This window comes from Bacillus sp. FSL E2-8900, from assembly GCF_037966225.1.
Taxonomy (GTDB): domain Bacteria; phylum Bacillota; class Bacilli; order Bacillales; family Bacillaceae_G; genus Bacillus_A; species Bacillus_A cereus.
This window is the reverse complement of the sequence record NZ_CP150193.1, coordinates 2,776,964-2,795,425: the sequence shown is the minus strand read 5'-3', so window position 1 is coordinate 2,795,425 and position 18,462 is coordinate 2,776,964. Positions and strand designations below refer to the sequence as shown.

The following is an 18,462-nucleotide window of genomic DNA, read 5'->3' as shown; positions in this document are numbered from 1 at the left end:
GATTTATAATATATAGAATTAGAAATGAGAATTTGATAGTATTGGAGTAAGGAGTTTTAATAACAGTATATTAAACAATATTAATATACTGTTGCAAATGTTTTGATATTATGTAAAATTATACAATTTTACGGAGGCATTTGATAAAATTCAAAAAAATTTAATGGAGGCTAATATGAAAAAAGTAATTGGCGCAGCAACAGCAACTGTTTTTGGATTGGGAGCGTTTACCACAACTGCTACCGCAGAAACAATCGTAACAGCAGATGTACTTAACGTACGTGAAAAACCGACTACAGAATCAAAAGTGGTCGAAAAAGTAAAGAATGGGCAAGAATTAAAAGTCATAAATACCGAAGATGGCTGGTCAAAAATTGAGTTGAATGGTAAAGAAGTGTTTGTAAGTTCGGAGTTTACAAAAGATGTATATCATGTAACGGCGAATTTGTTAAATGTACGTACTGAAGCAAACACAGATTCAGAAATTCTTGGCAGACTAAAAAAAGATGATGTAATTGAATCAACGCATCAAGTAAAAGACGGATGGTTGCAATTTGAGTATAAAGGAAAAACTGCTTATGCAAACGTTTCTTTCCTATCAAGTACAGCACCAACTGAAAAGAAAACTGAAGAGAAAACGAAGCAAGTAGCGAAAGTACAAAAATCAGTTAAAGAAAAGAAAGAAGTAAAGACGCAGAAAGTAGCAAAAGCGAAAGAAACAACGAAAGCACAAGAAATAGTAAAGCCTAAAGAAGAGGCAAAAGTAGTAAAAGTTAAAGAAGAAGGGAAAGCGCAAGAAATAGTAAAACCTAAAGAAGAAGGGAAAGCGCAAGAAATAGTAAAACCTAAAGAAGAGGCAAAAGTCAAAGAAGAAGTAAAAGTTAAAGAAGAAGAAAAAGCGCAAGAAATAGTAAAGCCTAAAGAAGAGGCAAAAATCAAAGAAGAAGTAAAAGTTAAAGAAGAAGAGAAAGTGCAAGAAATAGCAAAGGCTAAAGAAGAAGAAAAAGCAAAAGCTAAAGAAGAAGAGAAAGCAAGAGAAATAGTAAAAGCTAAAGAAGAAGAGAAAGCAAGAGAAATAGCAAAAGCTAAAGAAGAAGAGAAAGCAAGAGAAATAGCAAAAGCTAAAGAAGAAGAGAAAGCAAGAGAAATAGCAAAAGCTAAAGAAGAAGAGAAAGCAAGAGAAATAGCAAAAGCTAAAGAAGAAGAGAAAGCAAGAGAAATAGCAAAAGCTAAAGAAGAAGAGAAAGCAAGAGAAATAGCAAAGGCTAAAGAAGAAGAGAGAGCGAAAGAAGCATCTAAAAACAACATACAGTCTGCTAAACGTGAATTAACGGTAGTAGCGACAGCGTATACTGCTGATCCAAGTGAAAATGGTACATATGGTGGACGCGTTTTAACTGCGATGGGGCATGATTTAACGGCAAATCCGAATATGAGAATTATCGCAGTTGACCCGAAAGTAATCCCATTAGGATCTAAAGTATGGGTAGAAGGCTATGGAGAAGCGATCGCTGGTGATACTGGAAGTGCAATTAAAGGTAATCGTATTGATGTTTTAATGGGTTCAAAAAGTAAAGCTATAAATTGGGGAAGACAAACTGTTAAAGTGAAAATTTTATAATAACAATAATTATCCAAATAGAAGTCAGTTCTCTTTATTGAGGCTGGCTTTTATTTTTTTAGTAGAAGGATAATAGGATTTTTAAATGACTTATTAATAAACCTGTAATAAAACATAAAAATTGTCTCATGTTTAGAAAAACTATTAAGAATGAGGTAAGGAAGTAGAACAGAAGGTTATTGAGAAGTAGAGAAGAATAGTATGTTGAAAACGAAGGGTTAACGTATAATGAAATATATAAATCGGATCAAATCGTTTACTAAACACTTTCACTCATAATAGTGTAATTAAGTTCAAAGGATAGGTGTATTTCATGAAAGAAGTAAGAGAATATATTGAAACAAAGAAACAAGGTGTATTGGAGTTGCAAATAAAAGAAACGGAAGAAAAGCTAGGTGCTGCTTTCCCAAATCAATATAGGGATCTTATTAAATTAGTTAATAATGCTGAAATAGGGGAATGGATACTATATCCGATTAAAGATAATAGAAATGTAACGAAAACTTGGGATGATATTGTTAGACAAAATATTGACATGAGAGATGAGTCTATACCAGAAAATCTTATCATAATTGGTGACGATGGTTCAGGGGATAAATTGTGCTTTAAAATAAATAATGGAAAAATGGATGATAAAATATATATTTGGTATCACGCGGATGACGAAATGGAAGAAATATCTCCGAGTTTAAAAGAATTTATTATGGAAACTATTCAGGAAGACGATGTTTTTTAGTCTTAATTATTATCATTTTGTGAATCATTCTTATAAAAGGCGAGGATAGAATATGACAATAGAATTATATGGCGCACATTGTAATGAGCGGAAAGGGTATAGAGTAATTGAAGGAAGAGGTTCATATAATCATTACTTTGGCGGTCAAGATTGTAATTTGCCAGTATGTAAGTTATGCGGTGAGAAGATGCATCAAATTCTCTGTTTTGATTTAAAAGATGGGAGACTTGCTGAACTTAAAAGTAATGAACTAAATATTTTACCATTCGTTTCATGCTTGAACTGCGCGATGGTGTGGGAACCGCAATATTTTCAGTTAAGTGATGGAGGTAAAACAGTTCAAATCATAAAGCAGCAAAATACAGAAGAATGGATAATGGAAGAGGAAGATAAGTTACCAGTTTCATTACCAAAAACAACGGTAAAGCTTATAAATATGAAAAATGAAGATATACCTACAGATGAAGATAGTTACTGGGAAGCTTTTGACTTGTTCGGTTCTGAATATGTATGTAGATTATTAGGGGCACCATTATATGCGGATCTTCCAGAGCATTTGGCGTGTCCAACTTGTTCTAAAGAGATGAAGTATGTTGCTACAATTACACAAGATATCGAGGAACGTGAACTTATTTCAGTAGTTGATTTCCAGTTTGGGGAAATGAATATATACTATTATTTATGTAAAGATTGTTCAATTATAAAAACGGAAACACAAAGTACATAACAAGACTAACATATTATATTAGTCTTGTTTTTGTATCGCAACATCATTAAGAATCGCATCAAATATATCTTTTTGCGTAAAGTTATCTGTAAAAATAGTTTCTCTGGCAACCTTAATAGTATCGTGCGGATTATACCATTTTTGTAGGGAATCCTCACCAAATTCATGTCGTTTGTCTCTTGTGTTATGTCGTCTAATAGTTTCCTCTAATGATAAATCAAAGTAATATGCAAATGCATTTTCATCAAAATAACGAATTAATTCTTTTAACATCTCACCATACCTATGACTGTTCAATATACCTTCTAAAATAACAAATTCACATTTTCCTTTTCCGTACTTCGTAATTTCAAATAGTAAATCATGTGATAAATTACCCATTGTGTCGTGTACTCTAAGCATATCTCTACGTACAACATCCTGTGATACTAAAAGTGTTCCTTGTCCGAAATGTTCTTGTAGTTGTTTTGCAATCGTTGTTTTACCACTTGAGGAGTTTCCTCTAAGAATGATTAAAGTGGATGTAAGTATAGGATTAGACATAATGTATTTCCCCCCAACAGCATTAATTATATAGAAAATTTTAACAAATAAAGTGAGGAAAGTGTATAATTAATATGATGGATATTTAAGGAGGGGGTAAGATGGGAGATATATTAAAAAATGCACAACCTATATGGAAACGGACTTGGTTTCGTTATCTAGGGGCATTTTTTATTGTTCAGTTACTGTTTATTTTGTGTGAAATCACTGCGTGGGCGCCAAACTTTAGGCCAGGCGGAGAGTTTTTTAATAGAATATTAAATTCTCAATTTTTCACTGAATGGTTCACACTCTATACAATCCCGCAACTTAACGTATTTACAGCATTTTTTGCGATTACATTACTACCATATGCATTAGTAGGTGCAATGAAAGATGTAACAGCAAGAAAAAATATAAAGAAATAATAGAGGTATAATATGCTTTTTCAAAAAGAAGGTTTATTGATTAGATACGTAATGGAAGATGATGCATCTATCATTTCTAAATGGTTAACGGACCCAGCAGTCCTGCGGTATTACGAAGGACGAGATAATCCGCAATCTGTAGAAAAGGTGCTTGATCATTTTATACATAGTCCAAACAGTAATGAAAAAAGATGTTTAATAGAATTTGATACCATTCCGATTGGTTACATACAAATGTACCCAGTGGATTCAGAGTGGAAAGCGTTATATGGCTATAAAGAATCACAAAATGTATGGGGTATGGACCAATTTATCGGTGAACCAGCCTATTGGGGAAAGGGAATTGGAACAAAACTCGTTCAGGCAGCAATTACATATATTATGGGTGAAATGGGAGCAGAAGCAATTGCAATGGATCCGAAAGTAAATAATGAACGAGCATTAAAGTGTTATGAAAAAAGTGGATTTAAAAAAGTAAAGATTTTAAAGGAACATGAGTTGCATGAGGGGAAATTAGAAGATTGTTGGATGATGGAATATAAACAATAATAATGGCTTATACAAATAAAGGGGGATGTGTGAAATGAAAAAAGCATTAATCGTAATTGATGTGCAAGCGGGTATGTATACAGCTGGAATGCCAGTACATAATGGGGGAAAGTTTTTACAAACATTGCAAGAGCTTATTAGGGAATGTCGTTCAAATGATATTCCAGTTATTTATATCCAACATAACGGTCCTAAAGACCATCCGTTAGAAAAAGGTACGGATGGATGGCGAATCCATGCGGCCATCGCTCCGCAAGAAGGAGATAATATAGTTGAAAAGACGACTCCAGATTCATTCCATAATACAAACTTAAGCGAAGTGTTACAAGAGAAAGGAATTGAACACGTTATTCTTTCGGGAATGCAAACAGAGTATTGTGTAGATACGACAACGCGCAGAGCATGTAGTGAAGGGTATAAAGTAACGTTAGTGAGTGATGCGCATAGTACATTTAATACAGAAGTGTTACGTGCTGAAGATATTGTGAAACATCATAACGCAGTATTGGGAGCGTTTGCGGATGTTGTTGCAGTAAAAGACTTAAAAGTGGCTGCCTCTAAATAAGAGGCAGTTTTTTATTAGAAAAAATAGCGTCAAATATTGTTAGTAATTCGGTATTTTGAAATAATCACTTATATAATTTCACGTACCATAATGAAAAAATACAAAAAAGGAGCACCACATAATTAAAAAGGGCGCTCCTGCATTAAAACGTTACTTTTTCTTATCTTTATCCAATATATTTTGTTCTTCAGCAAACTCTGTACCATATGCAAAGCGGCGATTAATACGAATGTTATCATTGTTGTGCCTTGTATGAGAGTTAGAGAAGCGATGAACGATTACTTCAGATAAAGTGAAGACGATGGCAGAAAGGATACTGCCCCATGCAATTTGCATATAGTTGTCTAATAAAATATTACCGAAAATCCATACGCTTAAATATGTTAATAAGAAATCCGACATAATGGCACCAGTATTGCCAATTCGATTTAAAATAATTTTATCAACGAACATGTAGGATACGATTGTAACAAAGAGACTGAATGAAATAATTTGAACAAACGTTGCAGGGAAAAATAAAGCAAGCCCAATGCTAAATGCGATAATGCACGATATAAACTTGATAAGCACTACTGTGAAATCATTCAAAATTTACACCTCCGATTTATACATAGTTTTTCAATAAATTCTGGAGTTCATACATTGTAACGGATTTATTTACATAAAACTTTTTCATGTTCGGAATTTAGTCTAAATATTATAAAAACAATGAAAAAATGTTATAGTAAAATGAGAGTGTATGACATTTTTAGGTAAGGGGGAATCCAAGATGTGGATTACTTCAGAAGTAGAAATTCCAGATGAGTTAATTGATCACCTTGAGCAAGGAAAGTTAGTGTTATTTGTTGGAGCGGGAGTTTCTATGAAAGGGAAATCAAACTTACCGAATTTTGATGATTTAGTTGATGAAATTGCAAAAACGTTATATGTCGAAAAACGTGAAATAACAGAGCCACATGATTATTATCTTGGCAAAATTGCGAAAACAAAAGATGTACATCAAGTCGCAAGAGATCTCGTTCATATAGAGAAATCAAAACCGAATCCATTGCATTATGCAATTCCAAGGTTATTTCCTTTAGATACAGATATCCGCATTGTAACAACAAATTTTGATCAACATTTTACAACTGCAATTAAAGAAATAAATAGAGATATCAATGTTTATTACGCTCCAGCTTTACCGACTGGGAGAGCTTTTAAAGGTCTTGCTTACATACATGGTAATGTAGAACAGGAGAAAGAGGCTTTAATTTTAACAGATGGTGATTTTGGAAGGGCTTACTTAACGGAAGGGTGGGCGAGAAGGTTTTTAGTTGATCTATTCTCAAATTACACCGTTTTATTCGTTGGATATAGTCATAATGACCCAGTAATGAAATATTTAGCAACTGGTTTACCACCAAGTACAAGACGATTTGCTTTTGTCGCACAAGGAGAAAATACATACCACTGGGAACATTTAGGGATAAGACCAATTGTGTATCCGAATAAGGTGAATAATCATCAATCCCTTGTAAAAGCGGTAAAACGCTGGGCTGAATTAATGGGTGATAATTATATTACGAAAAGAATGCGTATTCGGGATATTGTAACGGTTCCCCCGTCAGTAGAACAGGAACAATTATCATACATAAAGCAATCGATTAAAAAAATTGAAACAGTACGTTACTTTGTGGAATTTGCTCATGATTATGAATGGGTCGAATGGTTAGAAGCAGAAGGTAAATTACAAAATTTGTTTATGCTTACGCCAAACTATAATGAAGTAGATGAATTACTTGCAGAATGGTTAGTGGAACAATTTCTTTTTAGTCATCAGAAAGAATTATTTCAATTAATTTATAAAAACTATTCTAAAATATCACCGTTATTATGGAAAACAATTTGTAACTACTTAAACGAAACGAAGAGTAAGATGGACCCGTTGTTGTTTGCAAGGTGGACACTCCTTTTATTAGAAACAGCTGAAAAAGATAGTAGCTCTATAGAAAAGATTTCTAAGTTACTGCAAAAATGTTCTTTTCCTGAGCATAAAGAAATTGCCTTATTGTTACTAACTTTTATTTTAGACGGAAAACTGAAGTTGAAACGTGTAAGAAAATGGGGAAATGATACGCAAGAATCAATAGAACTCGAGGAATCGAGTCGCTTACCAGTATCTACATTTTCTCATGTGGAGCAAATTTGGAACGAAAAGATGAGGCCATATATCGCTTATTATGCTGTTCCAATTATGATGATTGGATTAGAAAAATTGAGAATGTTGTCGTTAAGACAAACGGCACTGAAAAAAAGAAATAAGGAAAATGTAGAGAAAGAGTTTCATCAAAATGACCTTGCATTTTTAATACGAATTGTAAAAGAGTGTCTAACTTATTTATGCGAAAACAATGAGAAAAAAGCGGATTATTATATTACAGAAATGATAGAAGCAAATAGTGTACTTCAAAAGCGAATTGCAATTGATGCGATGAATAAAAATATTTTTGTTCGTGTAGATGACAAAATGAAATGGTTGTTACATGAAGGACTTCTTTTAGATTTCACTTATAAACACGAAGTTTTTCAACTTTTAAAAAGGCATTATGCACATTGTTTAGAAAAAACAAAAGAAGAAGTCACTCGAACTGTAATAAAGCATCTTACAGAAGAGAGGGTATTTGATGCATGTCTCGTATTAGACTTATTATTCAAGTGTGATTCGAATAGCCCATCTACGGCAAATGGGTATGAGTTAATGAAGCAAAAGCATCCTCATTTTCATTCTGAACGATACAGTGTACAAAAGAAAGAGGATACAGCAGAAAGCATTACTTGTAATGTAACTGCTGACGGATTATTGCAGCTGAAAGATGTTGAAATTATGAAGCAAGTTCAGCAATTTTCGCAAGATGGTGTTTTTGAACAACGCCATTTTTTAGAGATGTTATCAAAAGCATGTAAATTAAACACAGAGTGGAGTATTTCATTTGCATACCAATTAGTAGGAGTGCAAGAAATAAGTAATGAAGTATGGTTTGTTTGTATTAGAGAATGGCGAAATAATCGAGGATTGACGAATGAGCAAATCCAAAAAATTATTCCGCTATTGCAGAAATTTGTTAGAAATACTGCTTTTCATTGGTTAATTAGTAGTTTTCTATATGAAATTAGTAATCGACTAGAAGAGTTAGAAGAGAATAGTATACGTGTTGTAAAACGATTTGCTTTTTCAGTGTTTCCTCAAGTTATGAAGAGTGATACAGACTTTAAGCTTGGGAAACAAGATTTTTATAATGAATCAATTCAGCATCCAGTTGGAAAAATGACGGCTGTATTATTAAAGTTGTTATCATATGATCATTTATACGATCGTAATGTATATGAATATTTATTTTTATTTGAAGAACAAGTAAGAGTTAATTCGGAACGAACAAACTTTATGTTTGCTCGTTTAATAGCAGATATTACATTCCTATATCATATTGAAAAACAATGGTGCCGAAAATATTTGTTACCATATTTAGATTTAAAAAAACAAAATGAGATTACGGAATATGCATGGGCCGGCTTATGTTACACGCAAATAAATCTACCTTTATTTACAGAAATGAAGCGATTTATTAAGTATGCGATAGAACATTTGGAAGTATTACATCCGCATACGAGAGAAGCTTTCTTGAAATGGCTTAGCTTTGTATTTATTAAATGTGTACTATATTGGGAGCAAAAAACAGATTGGTTATACCCGTTACTCATACTAGAAAATGAAGAAAATAAAATTAAGTTTATGCAGTTTTTATGCTATTACGTCAAAACATTAAGTGTAAAAGAACAACAAAAATTTTGGACAGCTTGGCTCAGTGTATTTTTGCGAGAACGACCAAAAATGGGTGAGATAACTGCAAGAGAATATGTAATGCTTTTACGTATTATTTTATACATGGATGAAATATTAGAAAAAGGATTATGTATTATGTCTCGTGCATTTTCAAGTGTACATGGTAAATGTGCAGGTGAGGAAATGAAGCAGTTATTGATTGAAATGCTTCATAAAAAAGAAAGTATGAAAGCGCATAAAGAAATATTTGCAAATGTGTTTTTTATTTTACTACAAACATGTCACGAAGCCGTTTTATTTGAAAAAGAAATCATAAAAATAAAAGAATTATTAGTTCAGTATGAAGTAGAGGAATATGTTTTACATTTACTAGAAAATGAAATAATTCGCATAGGAATTGTAATGGGTGATTTACAAAAAGAATTATAGGACGAAAGTGGAATTTAAAAAAATATATAAAAAGTTGTTGACAGTGTTTTGAAAAGCGTTCTATAATACGAATCATACTTATTCAATTTCAAAAACATTTGAATAAACAAAGTGCAATGAAGAGATCACAGTAGTGGTTAGTCTTACTGTAACAGAGAGCTGGTGGTTGGTGTGAACCAGTACAGGGATAATCATGAATTACAGTCTTGGAGCATCTTTTTCGTAATAAAGATAGTTTGTCTTTATGAGGAAAAAGCGGTCAATTGATCGTTAACAGTGAAGAGAGGTAGACGGAAAGTTAGTCTACAACTAGGGTGGTACCGCGATAAATATCGTCCCTACTGATTTATTCAGTAGGGACTTTTTGTATTTTAGTGGTTCAACTTGAAAATTAAATAGTCATGCATTGAAAGGAAAAGCAGTAGTTGTTGTTTCCCTGTAACAGAGAGCTGGTGGTTGGTGCAAACCAGTACATAAACAAGAGCGAATTACAGTCCTGGAGCATCTTTTTCGTAGTAAAGATAGTATTGTCTTTATGAAGGGAAAGACGGTCAGATGATCGTTAACAATGAAGAGAGGTAGACGAAAGAAGTCTACAACTAGGGTGGTACCGCGATAAATATCGTCCCTACTGATTGGATCAGTAGGGCTTTTTTGTACAAAAAAGTGGGTTTTTAACTAGTAGTTCATGTCTTTGTAAGAATTATCAGTTTAAAATAAGAAGAGGTATCGATTCCACTATGAATTTGTATAATTAGTCAGTTCAGAAAATAGAGAATTTTTTATTCTCTTACTATACTTTTAAAACATTAGAGGAGGATTTCCAAATGGCAAATCATGAATTAGATCAATTACGTAAACAGGTAGATGAAATTAACTTACAACTATTACACCTTTTAAACAAACGTGGTGAAATTGTTCAAAAAATTGGAGAGCAAAAGCAAGTACAAGGTACGAAACGCTTTGATCCAGTACGTGAGCGTGAAGTACTTGATATGATTGCAGAGCATAACGAAGGACCATTCGAAACATCAACAGTTCAACATATTTTCAAAACGATTTTCAAAGCAAGCTTAGAGTTACAAGAAGATGATAACCGTAAAGCGTTACTAGTATCACGTAAAAAGAAACAAGAAAATACAATCGTTGATGTAAAAGGTGAATTGATTGGAAACGGAACACAAACGTTCATCATGGGACCTTGTGCAGTAGAAAGTTTAGAACAAGTTCGTCAAGTAGGGCAAGCGATGAAAGACCAAGGCTTAAAATTAATGCGCGGTGGTGCATTCAAACCGAGAACTTCTCCATATGATTTCCAAGGTTTGGGAGTAGAAGGACTTCAAATTTTACGTCAAGTAGCAGACGAGTTTGACTTAGCAATTATTAGTGAAATTTTAAATCCGAACGATGTTGAAATGGCATTAGACTACGTTGATGTAATTCAAGTTGGTGCACGTAACATGCAAAACTTCGATTTATTACGAGCTGTAGGTAAAGTTAACAAACCAGTATTATTAAAACGTGGATTAGCAGCAACAATTGATGAGTTCATTAACGCAGCGGAATACATCATTGCGCAAGGTAACGATCAAATTATTCTTTGTGAGCGCGGTATCCGCACATACGAAAGAGCAACACGTAACACATTAGACATTTCTGCAGTACCAATTTTAAAGAAAGAAACACATTTACCAGTTATCGTTGATGTAACACATTCAACTGGACGCAGAGATTTATTATTACCAACAGCGAAAGCGGCACTTGCAATTGGCGCAGATGCAGTAATGGCTGAAGTTCATCCAGATCCAGCAGTTGCATTATCAGATTCTGCACAACAAATGGACATTCCAGAATTCCATAGATTCATGGATGAGTTAAAAGGTTTCAAAAATAAATTATCTTAATTCCATATCATATATGCATTGAAGAGGAAACAGTAGTGCTTATCTCACTGTTAAAGAGAGCTGATGGTCGGTGTGAATCAGTACAAAGGTAAGCATGAATTACAGCCTTGGAGCATCTTTCCCGACAACTTTTGGAGGGTAAGACGGTCGAACGATCGTTAAAGAAGAAGAGAGGTAGACGAAAGAAGTCTACAACTAGGGTGGTACCGCGATAAACATCGTCCCTACTGAGCGCTCAGTAGGGACTTTTTTGTACAAAAAAATAGTAAAGGGGCAAGAGAAATGAGATACATTACAGCTGGAGAATCACATGGACCGCAGTTAACAGTTATTTTAGAAGGTGTACCAGCAGGTTTGACACTTACGGCGGAACATATTAATAAAGAATTATTAAGAAGACAAAAAGGTCATGGGCGCGGAAGACGTATGCAAATTGAAACAGATACAGTTGAAATTGTAAGTGGTGTTCGTCACGGGATGACACTTGGATCACCGATTACGTTAATTGTAAAAAATGATGATTTCAAACATTGGACGAAAGTAATGGGTGCAGAGCCAATTTCGGAAAAAGAAAGTAAAGACATGAAACGTACAATTACAAAACCACGTCCCGGACATGCAGATTTAAATGGAGCAATTAAATATGGTCATCGTGATATAAGAAACGTATTAGAGCGGTCATCTGCAAGAGAAACGACAGTTCGTGTAGCTGCTGGTGCAGTTGCAAAACAAATTTTAAGCGAATTAGGCGTGGAAATTGCAGGACATGTTCTTGAAATTGGTGGAGTAAAAGCAAAACATATTTCAAACTTATCAATTGAAGAAATTCAAACAATTACTGAAAACTCACTAGTTCGATGTTTAGATAAAGAAGTAGAGCAAGAAATGATGAATGCGATTGACAACGCAAAAAGTAGTGGAGATTCAATCGGTGGTATTGTGGAAGTCATTGCAGAAGGTATGCCGATTGGCGTCGGTAGTTACGTCCATTACGATCGTAAATTAGATGCAAAACTTGCTGGTGCAATTATGAGTATAAATGCATTTAAAGGTGCTGAAATCGGCGTAGGTTTTGAAGCGGCACGACAACCAGGAAGCAAAGTGCATGATGAAATTCTGTGGGATGAAGAAAAAGGATACACGAGAAGAACGAATAATGCCGGCGGTTTAGAAGGCGGTATGACAACAGGTATGCCAATTATCGTAAGAGGCGTGATGAAGCCAATTCCTACTTTATACAAACCGTTAGCAAGCGTTGATATTGATACGAAAGAAGCATTCCAAGCGAGTATTGAAAGATCTGATAGTTGCGCAGTACCAGCGGCGGGTGTAGTAGCTGAATCTGTTGTGGCATGGGAACTTGCAGATGCACTAGTCGAACAATTCGGAAAAGATCGTATGGAATTATTAAAACAAAACATTATGCAACACAATAACTACGCAAAAGAATTTTAATAAAAAGGTGGGTTTAACGTGCAAGTAAAAGATCAACTATCATCATTACAACCATATAAACCAGGTAAATCACCAGAACAAATGAAAGAAGTGTACGGAGATCATTCGTTTGTGAAATTAGCATCGAATGAAAATCCATTCGGCTGTTCGCCACGTGTTTTAGATGAGTTGCAAAAATCGTGGTTGGAACATGCTTTATATCCTGACGGAGGTGCTACAACGCTCCGTCAAACAATCGCAGATAAGTTACATGTGAAAATGGAACAAGTACTTTGTGGTAGTGGTTTAGATGAAATCATTCAAATAATAAGCCGCGCCGTATTACGAGCGGGAGATAACATTGTAACAGCAGGTGAAACATTCCCACAGTATCGTCATCATGCCATTATAGAAGATTGCGAAGTGAAGGAAGTTGCGTTAAATAACGGTGTATACGACTTAGAAGAAATTTCTTCAGTAGTAGATAACGATACAAAAATTGTATGGATTTGTAACCCGAACAATCCAACAGGCACATATGTGAATGACCGAAAATTGACTCAATTCATTGAAGGTATTAGTGAAAATACGTTAATTGTCATTGATGAAGCGTACTATGAATACGTAACAGCAAAAGATTTCCCAGAGACATTACCGCTTTTAGAAAAACATAAAAATATTCTTGTACTTAGAACATTTTCTAAAGCGTACGGATTAGCTTCTTTCCGCGTTGGATATGCGGTTGGACAGGAAGAGTTAATCGAAAAATTAAATGTCGTTCGTTTGCCATTTAACGTATCTTCATTAGCGCAAAAAGCAGCGACGATTGCTTTTGGTGATGACGAGTTTATTGAAGAAATAGTTCGCGTGAATACAGAAGGATTACAACAATACGAGAGCTTTTGTAGGGAAAATGATATTCCATTTTATCCATCGCAAACAAATTTCATCTTCTTGCCAGTTGAGAATGCTGGAGAGATTTATGAAGCTTGTGCACATGCAGGATTTATTATTCGTCCGTTCCCGAATGGTATCCGTATTACAGTCGGAACAAGGGAGCAAAATGAAGGGGTGATTTCAGTGTTACAACAACACTTTGAAAATAAAAAAAGAAAGTCTCGAGATGAGGAAAATGCGTAAAAAGGTAGTATTAATTGGAACTGGTTTAATCGGAGGCTCTCTCGCATTAGCAATTAAGAAAGAGCACGATATAACGATAACAGGTTATGATATATTTCAAGAACAAGTAGAGCGTGCAAAAGAATTACACGTAGTAGATGAAATAGCAGTTGATTTACAGCATGCATGTGAAGAGGCACATTTAATTGTTTTTGCTTCTCCAGTTGAAGAAACAAAGAAGCTATTACACAAACTTGCGTCATTCCGTTTACGAGAAGATGTTATAGTGACTGATGTTGGTAGTACAAAAGGCACGATTATGAATGAAGCAGAAACTTTATTTTCAAAGGAAGTATCTTTCATTGGTGGACATCCAATGGCAGGTTCTCATAAAACGGGAGTTGAAAGTGCAAAAGCGCATTTATTTGAAAATGCATTTTACATTTTAACACCGATGCATCATGTGCCAAATGAACATGTGGAAGAGTTAAAAGATTGGTTAAAAGGAACGGGATCACATTTCCTTGTTTTAAATACAGAAGAACATGATTATGTAACAGGAATCGTTAGTCATTTCCCGCACCTTATCGCAGCAGGTTTAGTGAAGCAAGTAGAGAAACATGCAGGAGATAATCCGCTCATTCATCAGCTAGCTGCTGGAGGGTTTAAAGACATTACACGTATCGCATCTAGTAGTCCGAAAATGTGGAGTGATATTGTAAAGCAAAATCGTGAGCATTTAATGGTATTATTAAAAGAGTGGATCTCTGAAATGGAAGATTTATATAAAACAGTTTCTACCGGAGATGCATGCGAGATTCAAAACTATTTTGCAGATGCGAAAGAATACCGTGATTCTTTACCAGTAAGAAAGAGAGGGGCAATTCCTGCCTATCACGACTTATACGTCGATGTATTAGATAAGGTGGGGGCATTGGCTCATATTACGAGTATTTTGGCGCGCGAGGAAATTAGTATTACGAACTTGCAAATATTAGAAGCGCGTGAAGGACTGCTTGGGGTATTACGTATTAGCTTCCAAAGGGAAGAAGATCGTATGAAAGCAAAACTAGCGCTTGGAGAAGAAGAATACCAAACTTATGAAACAATTTAAATGAGAAGGTGAAAAACGTGAAAGAAAGAACAATACAACCTGTTAATAACGGATTGAATGGCAATATTACAATCCCAGGTGATAAATCCATTTCACACCGTGCTGTTATGTTCGGTTCTATTGCAGAAGGGAAAACAACAATTAAAGGTTTCTTGCCCGGTGCAGACTGTTTAAGTACGATTTCATGTTTTAAAGAAATGGGAGTAGAAATTACGCAAAACGGTGATGAGGTTACTGTAGTTGGTAAAGGATTAGAAGGTTTACAAGAACCAAAAGCTGTATTAGATGTTGGTAATTCTGGTACAACAATCCGATTAATGTCAGGTATATTAGCTAACACACCATTTTTCTCTTGCGTACAAGGTGATGAATCTATCGCAAAAAGACCGATGAAGCGTGTAACAAACCCATTAAAACAAATGGGCGCAAACATAGACGGCCGAGAAGAAGGAACATTTACACCGTTAACAATACGTGGCGGAGATTTAAAAGCAATTGAATATATTTCTCCTGTTGCAAGTGCACAAGTAAAGTCAGCTATTTTACTTGCAGGTCTTCGTGCAGAAGGTGTAACAGCTGTTACAGAACCACATATTTCACGCGACCATACGGAAAGAATGCTCGAAGCATTTGGTGTTAAAGTAACTCGCGAAGGGAAAACAGTGAAGCTGTCAGGTGGACAAAAATTAACAGCAACAGACATTCAAGTGCCCGGTGACGTATCATCAGCAGCATTTTTCTTAGTAGCAGGTGCAATCATCCCAAATAGTAAACTAGTATTACAAAATGTAGGAATGAATCCAACCCGTACAGGTATTATTGATGTTTTAGAAAAAATGGGTGCTACGTTCACTGTAGACCTAATTAACGAAGGGGCATCAGAACCAGCTGCAAATATTACAATCGAAACATCTTCATTAAAAGGAATTGAAATTGGCGGAGATATTATCCCTAGATTAATCGATGAGATTCCTGTAATCGCATTAGCGGCAACGCAAGCAGAAGGAATTACAGTAATTAAAGATGCACACGAATTAAAAGTAAAAGAAACAAACCGTATTGATACAGTAGTTGCTGAGTTAACGAAACTAGGAGCTCGAATAGAAGCAACTGATGACGGTATGATCATTTACGGAAAATCAGCTCTAAAAGGCAATACAGTAAATAGTTATGGTGATCACCGTATCGGAATGATGCTTGCAATTGCTGGCTGCCTAGCAGAAGGAAAAACAATTATTGAAGATGCAGAAGCAGTAGGTGTATCATATCCTACATTCTTTGACGAACTTCAAAAGTTAGCTAAATAAAAAGGGTGGAAAGCAGATACGTGATGTATCTGCTTTTTTGTTAAAACGTCCTTGTAATTTCACTTACCGAACTATAATAGTGAGAATTATGATACAATTCAAAAAGGGAATGGAGGAGAATTATATGAATGTCATACAATTAAAAGAAGATAAATTCAGAGAAGCATTACGTTTATCAGAATACGCTTTTCAATATAAAGTAGATGAGGAACGATTACAGCAGCAACTTACAAAAATGAAGGAAAGTCATGAAATATACGGCATTATGGAAGGGAAAGACTTAGCTGCAAAACTACACCTCATCCCGTTTCATATTTACATAGGTAAAGAAAAATTTAAAATGGGTGGCGTTGCAGGAGTAGCGACGTATCCAGAGTACAGAAGAAGTGGGTATGTAAAAGAGCTACTTCAACATTCACTTCAAAGAATGAAAAAAGATGGCTATACAGTCTCTATGTTACACCCATTTGCTGTTTCATTTTACCGTAAATACGGCTGGGAACTTTGTGCGAATCTACTCAAATGTCATATAAGTAAGAGCGATTTAGTGATGAAAAAACAAGTAAATGGTACTGTGAAACGTTTTAATAAAGAAAATCATCCAAAAGAAGTCGAGAAGCTCTATGAAGCATTTGCAGAACGTTTTTCATGTATGTTAGTTCGAGAGAAGAACTGGTGGTTACAAGCGGTTTATGATGATTTAACATTAGCGATTTACTATGATGAAAATAAAAAGGCAGCAGGTTACATGTTATACAAAATAGAAAACTATAAAATGACAGTAGAAGAATTTGTAACACTGCATAATGAAGCACGAAATGGTCTATGGAATTTTATTTGCCAGCATGATTCTATGATTAAAGAGCTTGAAATGAAAGTAAGTGAAAACGAACAGTTGTTATATACATTGCAAGAACCACGTGTGAAAACAGAAATAAAACCATATTTTATGGGAAGAATTGTAGATGTAGAGCAGTTCTTAAAACAGTATGAGTTAAACTGGAACAATGTACAACAAGAAGTCATTTTACATATTACAGATTCATTTGCACCGTGGAATAATGTATCGGTGAGACTTGCAAATTATGAAATAGCAATTATAGAAGAACCAATGGATAAAGGGATCAAGCTAGATATAAATGCACTATCCACAATACTGCTTGGATACAAACGCCCATTAGAACTAAATGAATTAGAATTAATTAGCGGAAGCGAAGAGGAAATACGGGCATTTGAGAATGTAGTACCAGTGCGCAAGCCGTTTATTTATGATTTCTTTTAATTTGCATATAAGATGGAGTTGTTTCGAACAAAATTTTGGGATAGCTCCATCTCATCGTATTAATTTTTGTCGGTAAGTTGATATATCCTGAAAATCGCTGATATAATTTTATTCACATACAAGAGAATAGAATCGCAACTATACGTTGTCACGCACTTGACTTTTATTCCCTGTAATTTATAATTAAAAACGGAATGAATTTTCATTCCTGAAAATAGAGGTGGAAAAAATGGCTAAAAACAAACAAGAGGATATTTTTGATGCTGCGATGCAACTTTTTGCAGAGCGTGGTTACGATGGTACGACAATTCCAATGATCGCTGAAAAGGCAAAAGTCGGTGCGGGTACTATTTATCGCTATTTTGAAAATAAAGAGGCACTTGTTAACTCATTATTTTCAAAAAGTATGTTAGAGCTTTCTGAAATAATAAAAACGGATTTTCCTGTTGAAGCAAATATTCGTGAACAGTTTAGTCATACGTACAACCGTTTATTTGAATTTGCGAGAAACAATGTAGATGCTTTTTTATTTACAAATTCTCACTGTGATAGTTATTTTCTTGATGAACAGAGTAAGAAAATATTTGATGATTTTATAGGCTTCTTTATGAATATTATTGAAGATGGAATCGCAAAAGGTTTTCTTCGTCCATTGCCTCCAGTTGCTTTAATTATTATTGTATATCAACCGCTAGAAAAATTAACGAAAGTAATTGCAACAGGGCAATTAGAATACTCGAAAGAGTTAGTAAAAGAATTAGAAGAAAGCTCTTGGAACGCTATTAGAATCATTTGATTCTATAGCTTTATAAGGACAGGAATGAATATTCATTCCTAAATAGATTTAAAAAAATGAGAGTAGGAAAGGATATTTGTGTAACTAAGGGAATGAACATTCATTC

General features: G+C 34.6%; 16 protein-coding genes and 3 other annotated features. Of the genes, 14 read left to right on the top strand and 2 right to left on the bottom strand.

The annotated features are described in order from the left end of the window. Positions 1–175: 175 nt before the first annotated feature. From entB to NST90_RS14350, 3 genes are all read left to right on the top strand, one after another. Positions 176–1,621, top strand: coding sequence for a cell wall-binding protein EntB (gene entB / locus NST90_RS14360; RefSeq protein ID WP_309307147.1), 1,446 nt, complete (start codon positions 176–178; stop codon positions 1,619–1,621). 313 nt (positions 1,622–1,934) lie between these two features. Beyond that, positions 1,935–2,357, top strand: coding sequence for an SMI1/KNR4 family protein (locus NST90_RS14355; protein WP_000665935.1), 423 nt, complete (start codon positions 1,935–1,937; stop codon positions 2,355–2,357). Between the two features lie 52 nt (positions 2,358–2,409). Next, entirely contained in the window at positions 2,410–3,084 is a 675-nt protein-coding gene (locus NST90_RS14350; RefSeq protein WP_000151352.1) for a hypothetical protein, read from the top strand. Between the two features lie 18 nt (positions 3,085–3,102). Here the strand turns inward: NST90_RS14350 and NST90_RS14345 are convergent, their stop codons facing one another. Beyond that, entirely contained in the window at positions 3,103–3,627 is a 525-nt protein-coding gene (locus NST90_RS14345; RefSeq protein WP_046392825.1) for a kinase, read from the bottom strand. Positions 3,628–3,728: 101 nt separating this feature from the next. On the opposite strand from NST90_RS14345, the gene NST90_RS14340 reads away from it, so the two are divergent. The 3 genes from NST90_RS14340 to NST90_RS14330 are packed head-to-tail and all read left to right on the top strand — an operon-like array spanning position 3,729 to position 5,148. After that, positions 3,729–4,034 carry a YfzA family protein gene (locus tag NST90_RS14340; RefSeq protein ID WP_000502340.1) on the top strand — a complete coding sequence of 102 codons (306 nt, stop codon included), beginning with the start codon at positions 3,729–3,731 and terminating at the stop codon, positions 4,032–4,034. A 12-nt stretch (positions 4,035–4,046) separates the two neighbouring features. Further along, positions 4,047–4,583, top strand: coding sequence for a GNAT family N-acetyltransferase (locus NST90_RS14335; RefSeq protein ID WP_046392824.1), 537 nt, complete (start codon positions 4,047–4,049; stop codon positions 4,581–4,583). 34 nt (positions 4,584–4,617) lie between these two features. Then, complete coding sequence (locus NST90_RS14330; protein WP_000709539.1) at positions 4,618–5,148, top strand: cysteine hydrolase family protein; 531 nt, start codon at positions 4,618–4,620, stop codon at positions 5,146–5,148. 150 nt (positions 5,149–5,298) lie between these two features. Here the strand turns inward: NST90_RS14330 and NST90_RS14325 are convergent, their stop codons facing one another. Further along, a complete protein-coding gene (locus NST90_RS14325) occupies positions 5,299–5,736 on the bottom strand; it encodes a YndM family protein (protein ID WP_000997702.1) in 438 nt (145 codons plus the stop codon). A 181-nt stretch (positions 5,737–5,917) separates the two neighbouring features. On the opposite strand from NST90_RS14325, the gene NST90_RS14320 reads away from it, so the two are divergent. From NST90_RS14320 to NST90_RS14285, 8 genes are all read left to right on the top strand, one after another. Continuing rightward, the gene (locus NST90_RS14320) at positions 5,918–9,400 is read left to right on the top strand and encodes a DUF4020 domain-containing protein (RefSeq protein WP_000265213.1); all 3,483 of its coding nucleotides are present in this window, start codon (positions 5,918–5,920) and stop codon (positions 9,398–9,400) included. 107 nt (positions 9,401–9,507) lie between these two features. Continuing rightward, positions 9,508–9,743: a binding site (T-box leader), on the top strand. Between the two features lie 54 nt (positions 9,744–9,797). Further along, positions 9,798–10,033 (top strand) — a binding site (T-box leader). 194 nt (positions 10,034–10,227) lie between these two features. Further along, positions 10,228–11,304 (top strand): bifunctional 3-deoxy-7-phosphoheptulonate synthase/chorismate mutase, encoded by a 1,077-nt coding sequence (locus NST90_RS14315; RefSeq protein ID WP_001273575.1) that lies wholly within the window; start codon positions 10,228–10,230, stop codon positions 11,302–11,304. Between the two features lie 9 nt (positions 11,305–11,313). Continuing rightward, positions 11,314–11,533: a binding site (T-box leader), on the top strand. 53 nt (positions 11,534–11,586) lie between these two features. Next, positions 11,587–12,759: a chorismate synthase gene (gene aroC, locus NST90_RS14310; protein ID WP_046392823.1), complete on the top strand. Its 1,173-nt coding sequence runs from the start codon at positions 11,587–11,589 to the stop codon at positions 12,757–12,759. An 18-nt stretch (positions 12,760–12,777) separates the two neighbouring features. Beyond that, complete coding sequence (hisC, locus tag NST90_RS14305) at positions 12,778–13,878, top strand: histidinol-phosphate transaminase (RefSeq protein WP_283748158.1); 1,101 nt, start codon at positions 12,778–12,780, stop codon at positions 13,876–13,878. Further along, entirely contained in the window at positions 13,871–14,971 is a 1,101-nt protein-coding gene (tyrA, locus tag NST90_RS14300) for a prephenate dehydrogenase (RefSeq protein ID WP_001228124.1), read from the top strand. Before hisC ends, tyrA begins: the two co-directional genes overlap by 8 nt. A gap of 17 nt (positions 14,972–14,988) precedes the next feature. Next, positions 14,989–16,278, top strand: coding sequence for a 3-phosphoshikimate 1-carboxyvinyltransferase (gene aroA / locus NST90_RS14295; RefSeq protein ID WP_000664630.1), 1,290 nt, complete (start codon positions 14,989–14,991; stop codon positions 16,276–16,278). Positions 16,279–16,402: 124 nt separating this feature from the next. Further along, on the top strand, positions 16,403–17,560 hold the full coding sequence (locus NST90_RS14290; RefSeq protein WP_001100927.1) for a GNAT family N-acetyltransferase: 1,158 nt from the start codon (positions 16,403–16,405) through the stop codon (positions 17,558–17,560). A 229-nt stretch (positions 17,561–17,789) separates the two neighbouring features. Continuing rightward, a complete protein-coding gene (locus tag NST90_RS14285) occupies positions 17,790–18,356 on the top strand; it encodes a TetR/AcrR family transcriptional regulator (RefSeq protein WP_001107299.1) in 567 nt (188 codons plus the stop codon). The last annotated feature ends 106 nt before the right edge of the window (positions 18,357–18,462 follow it).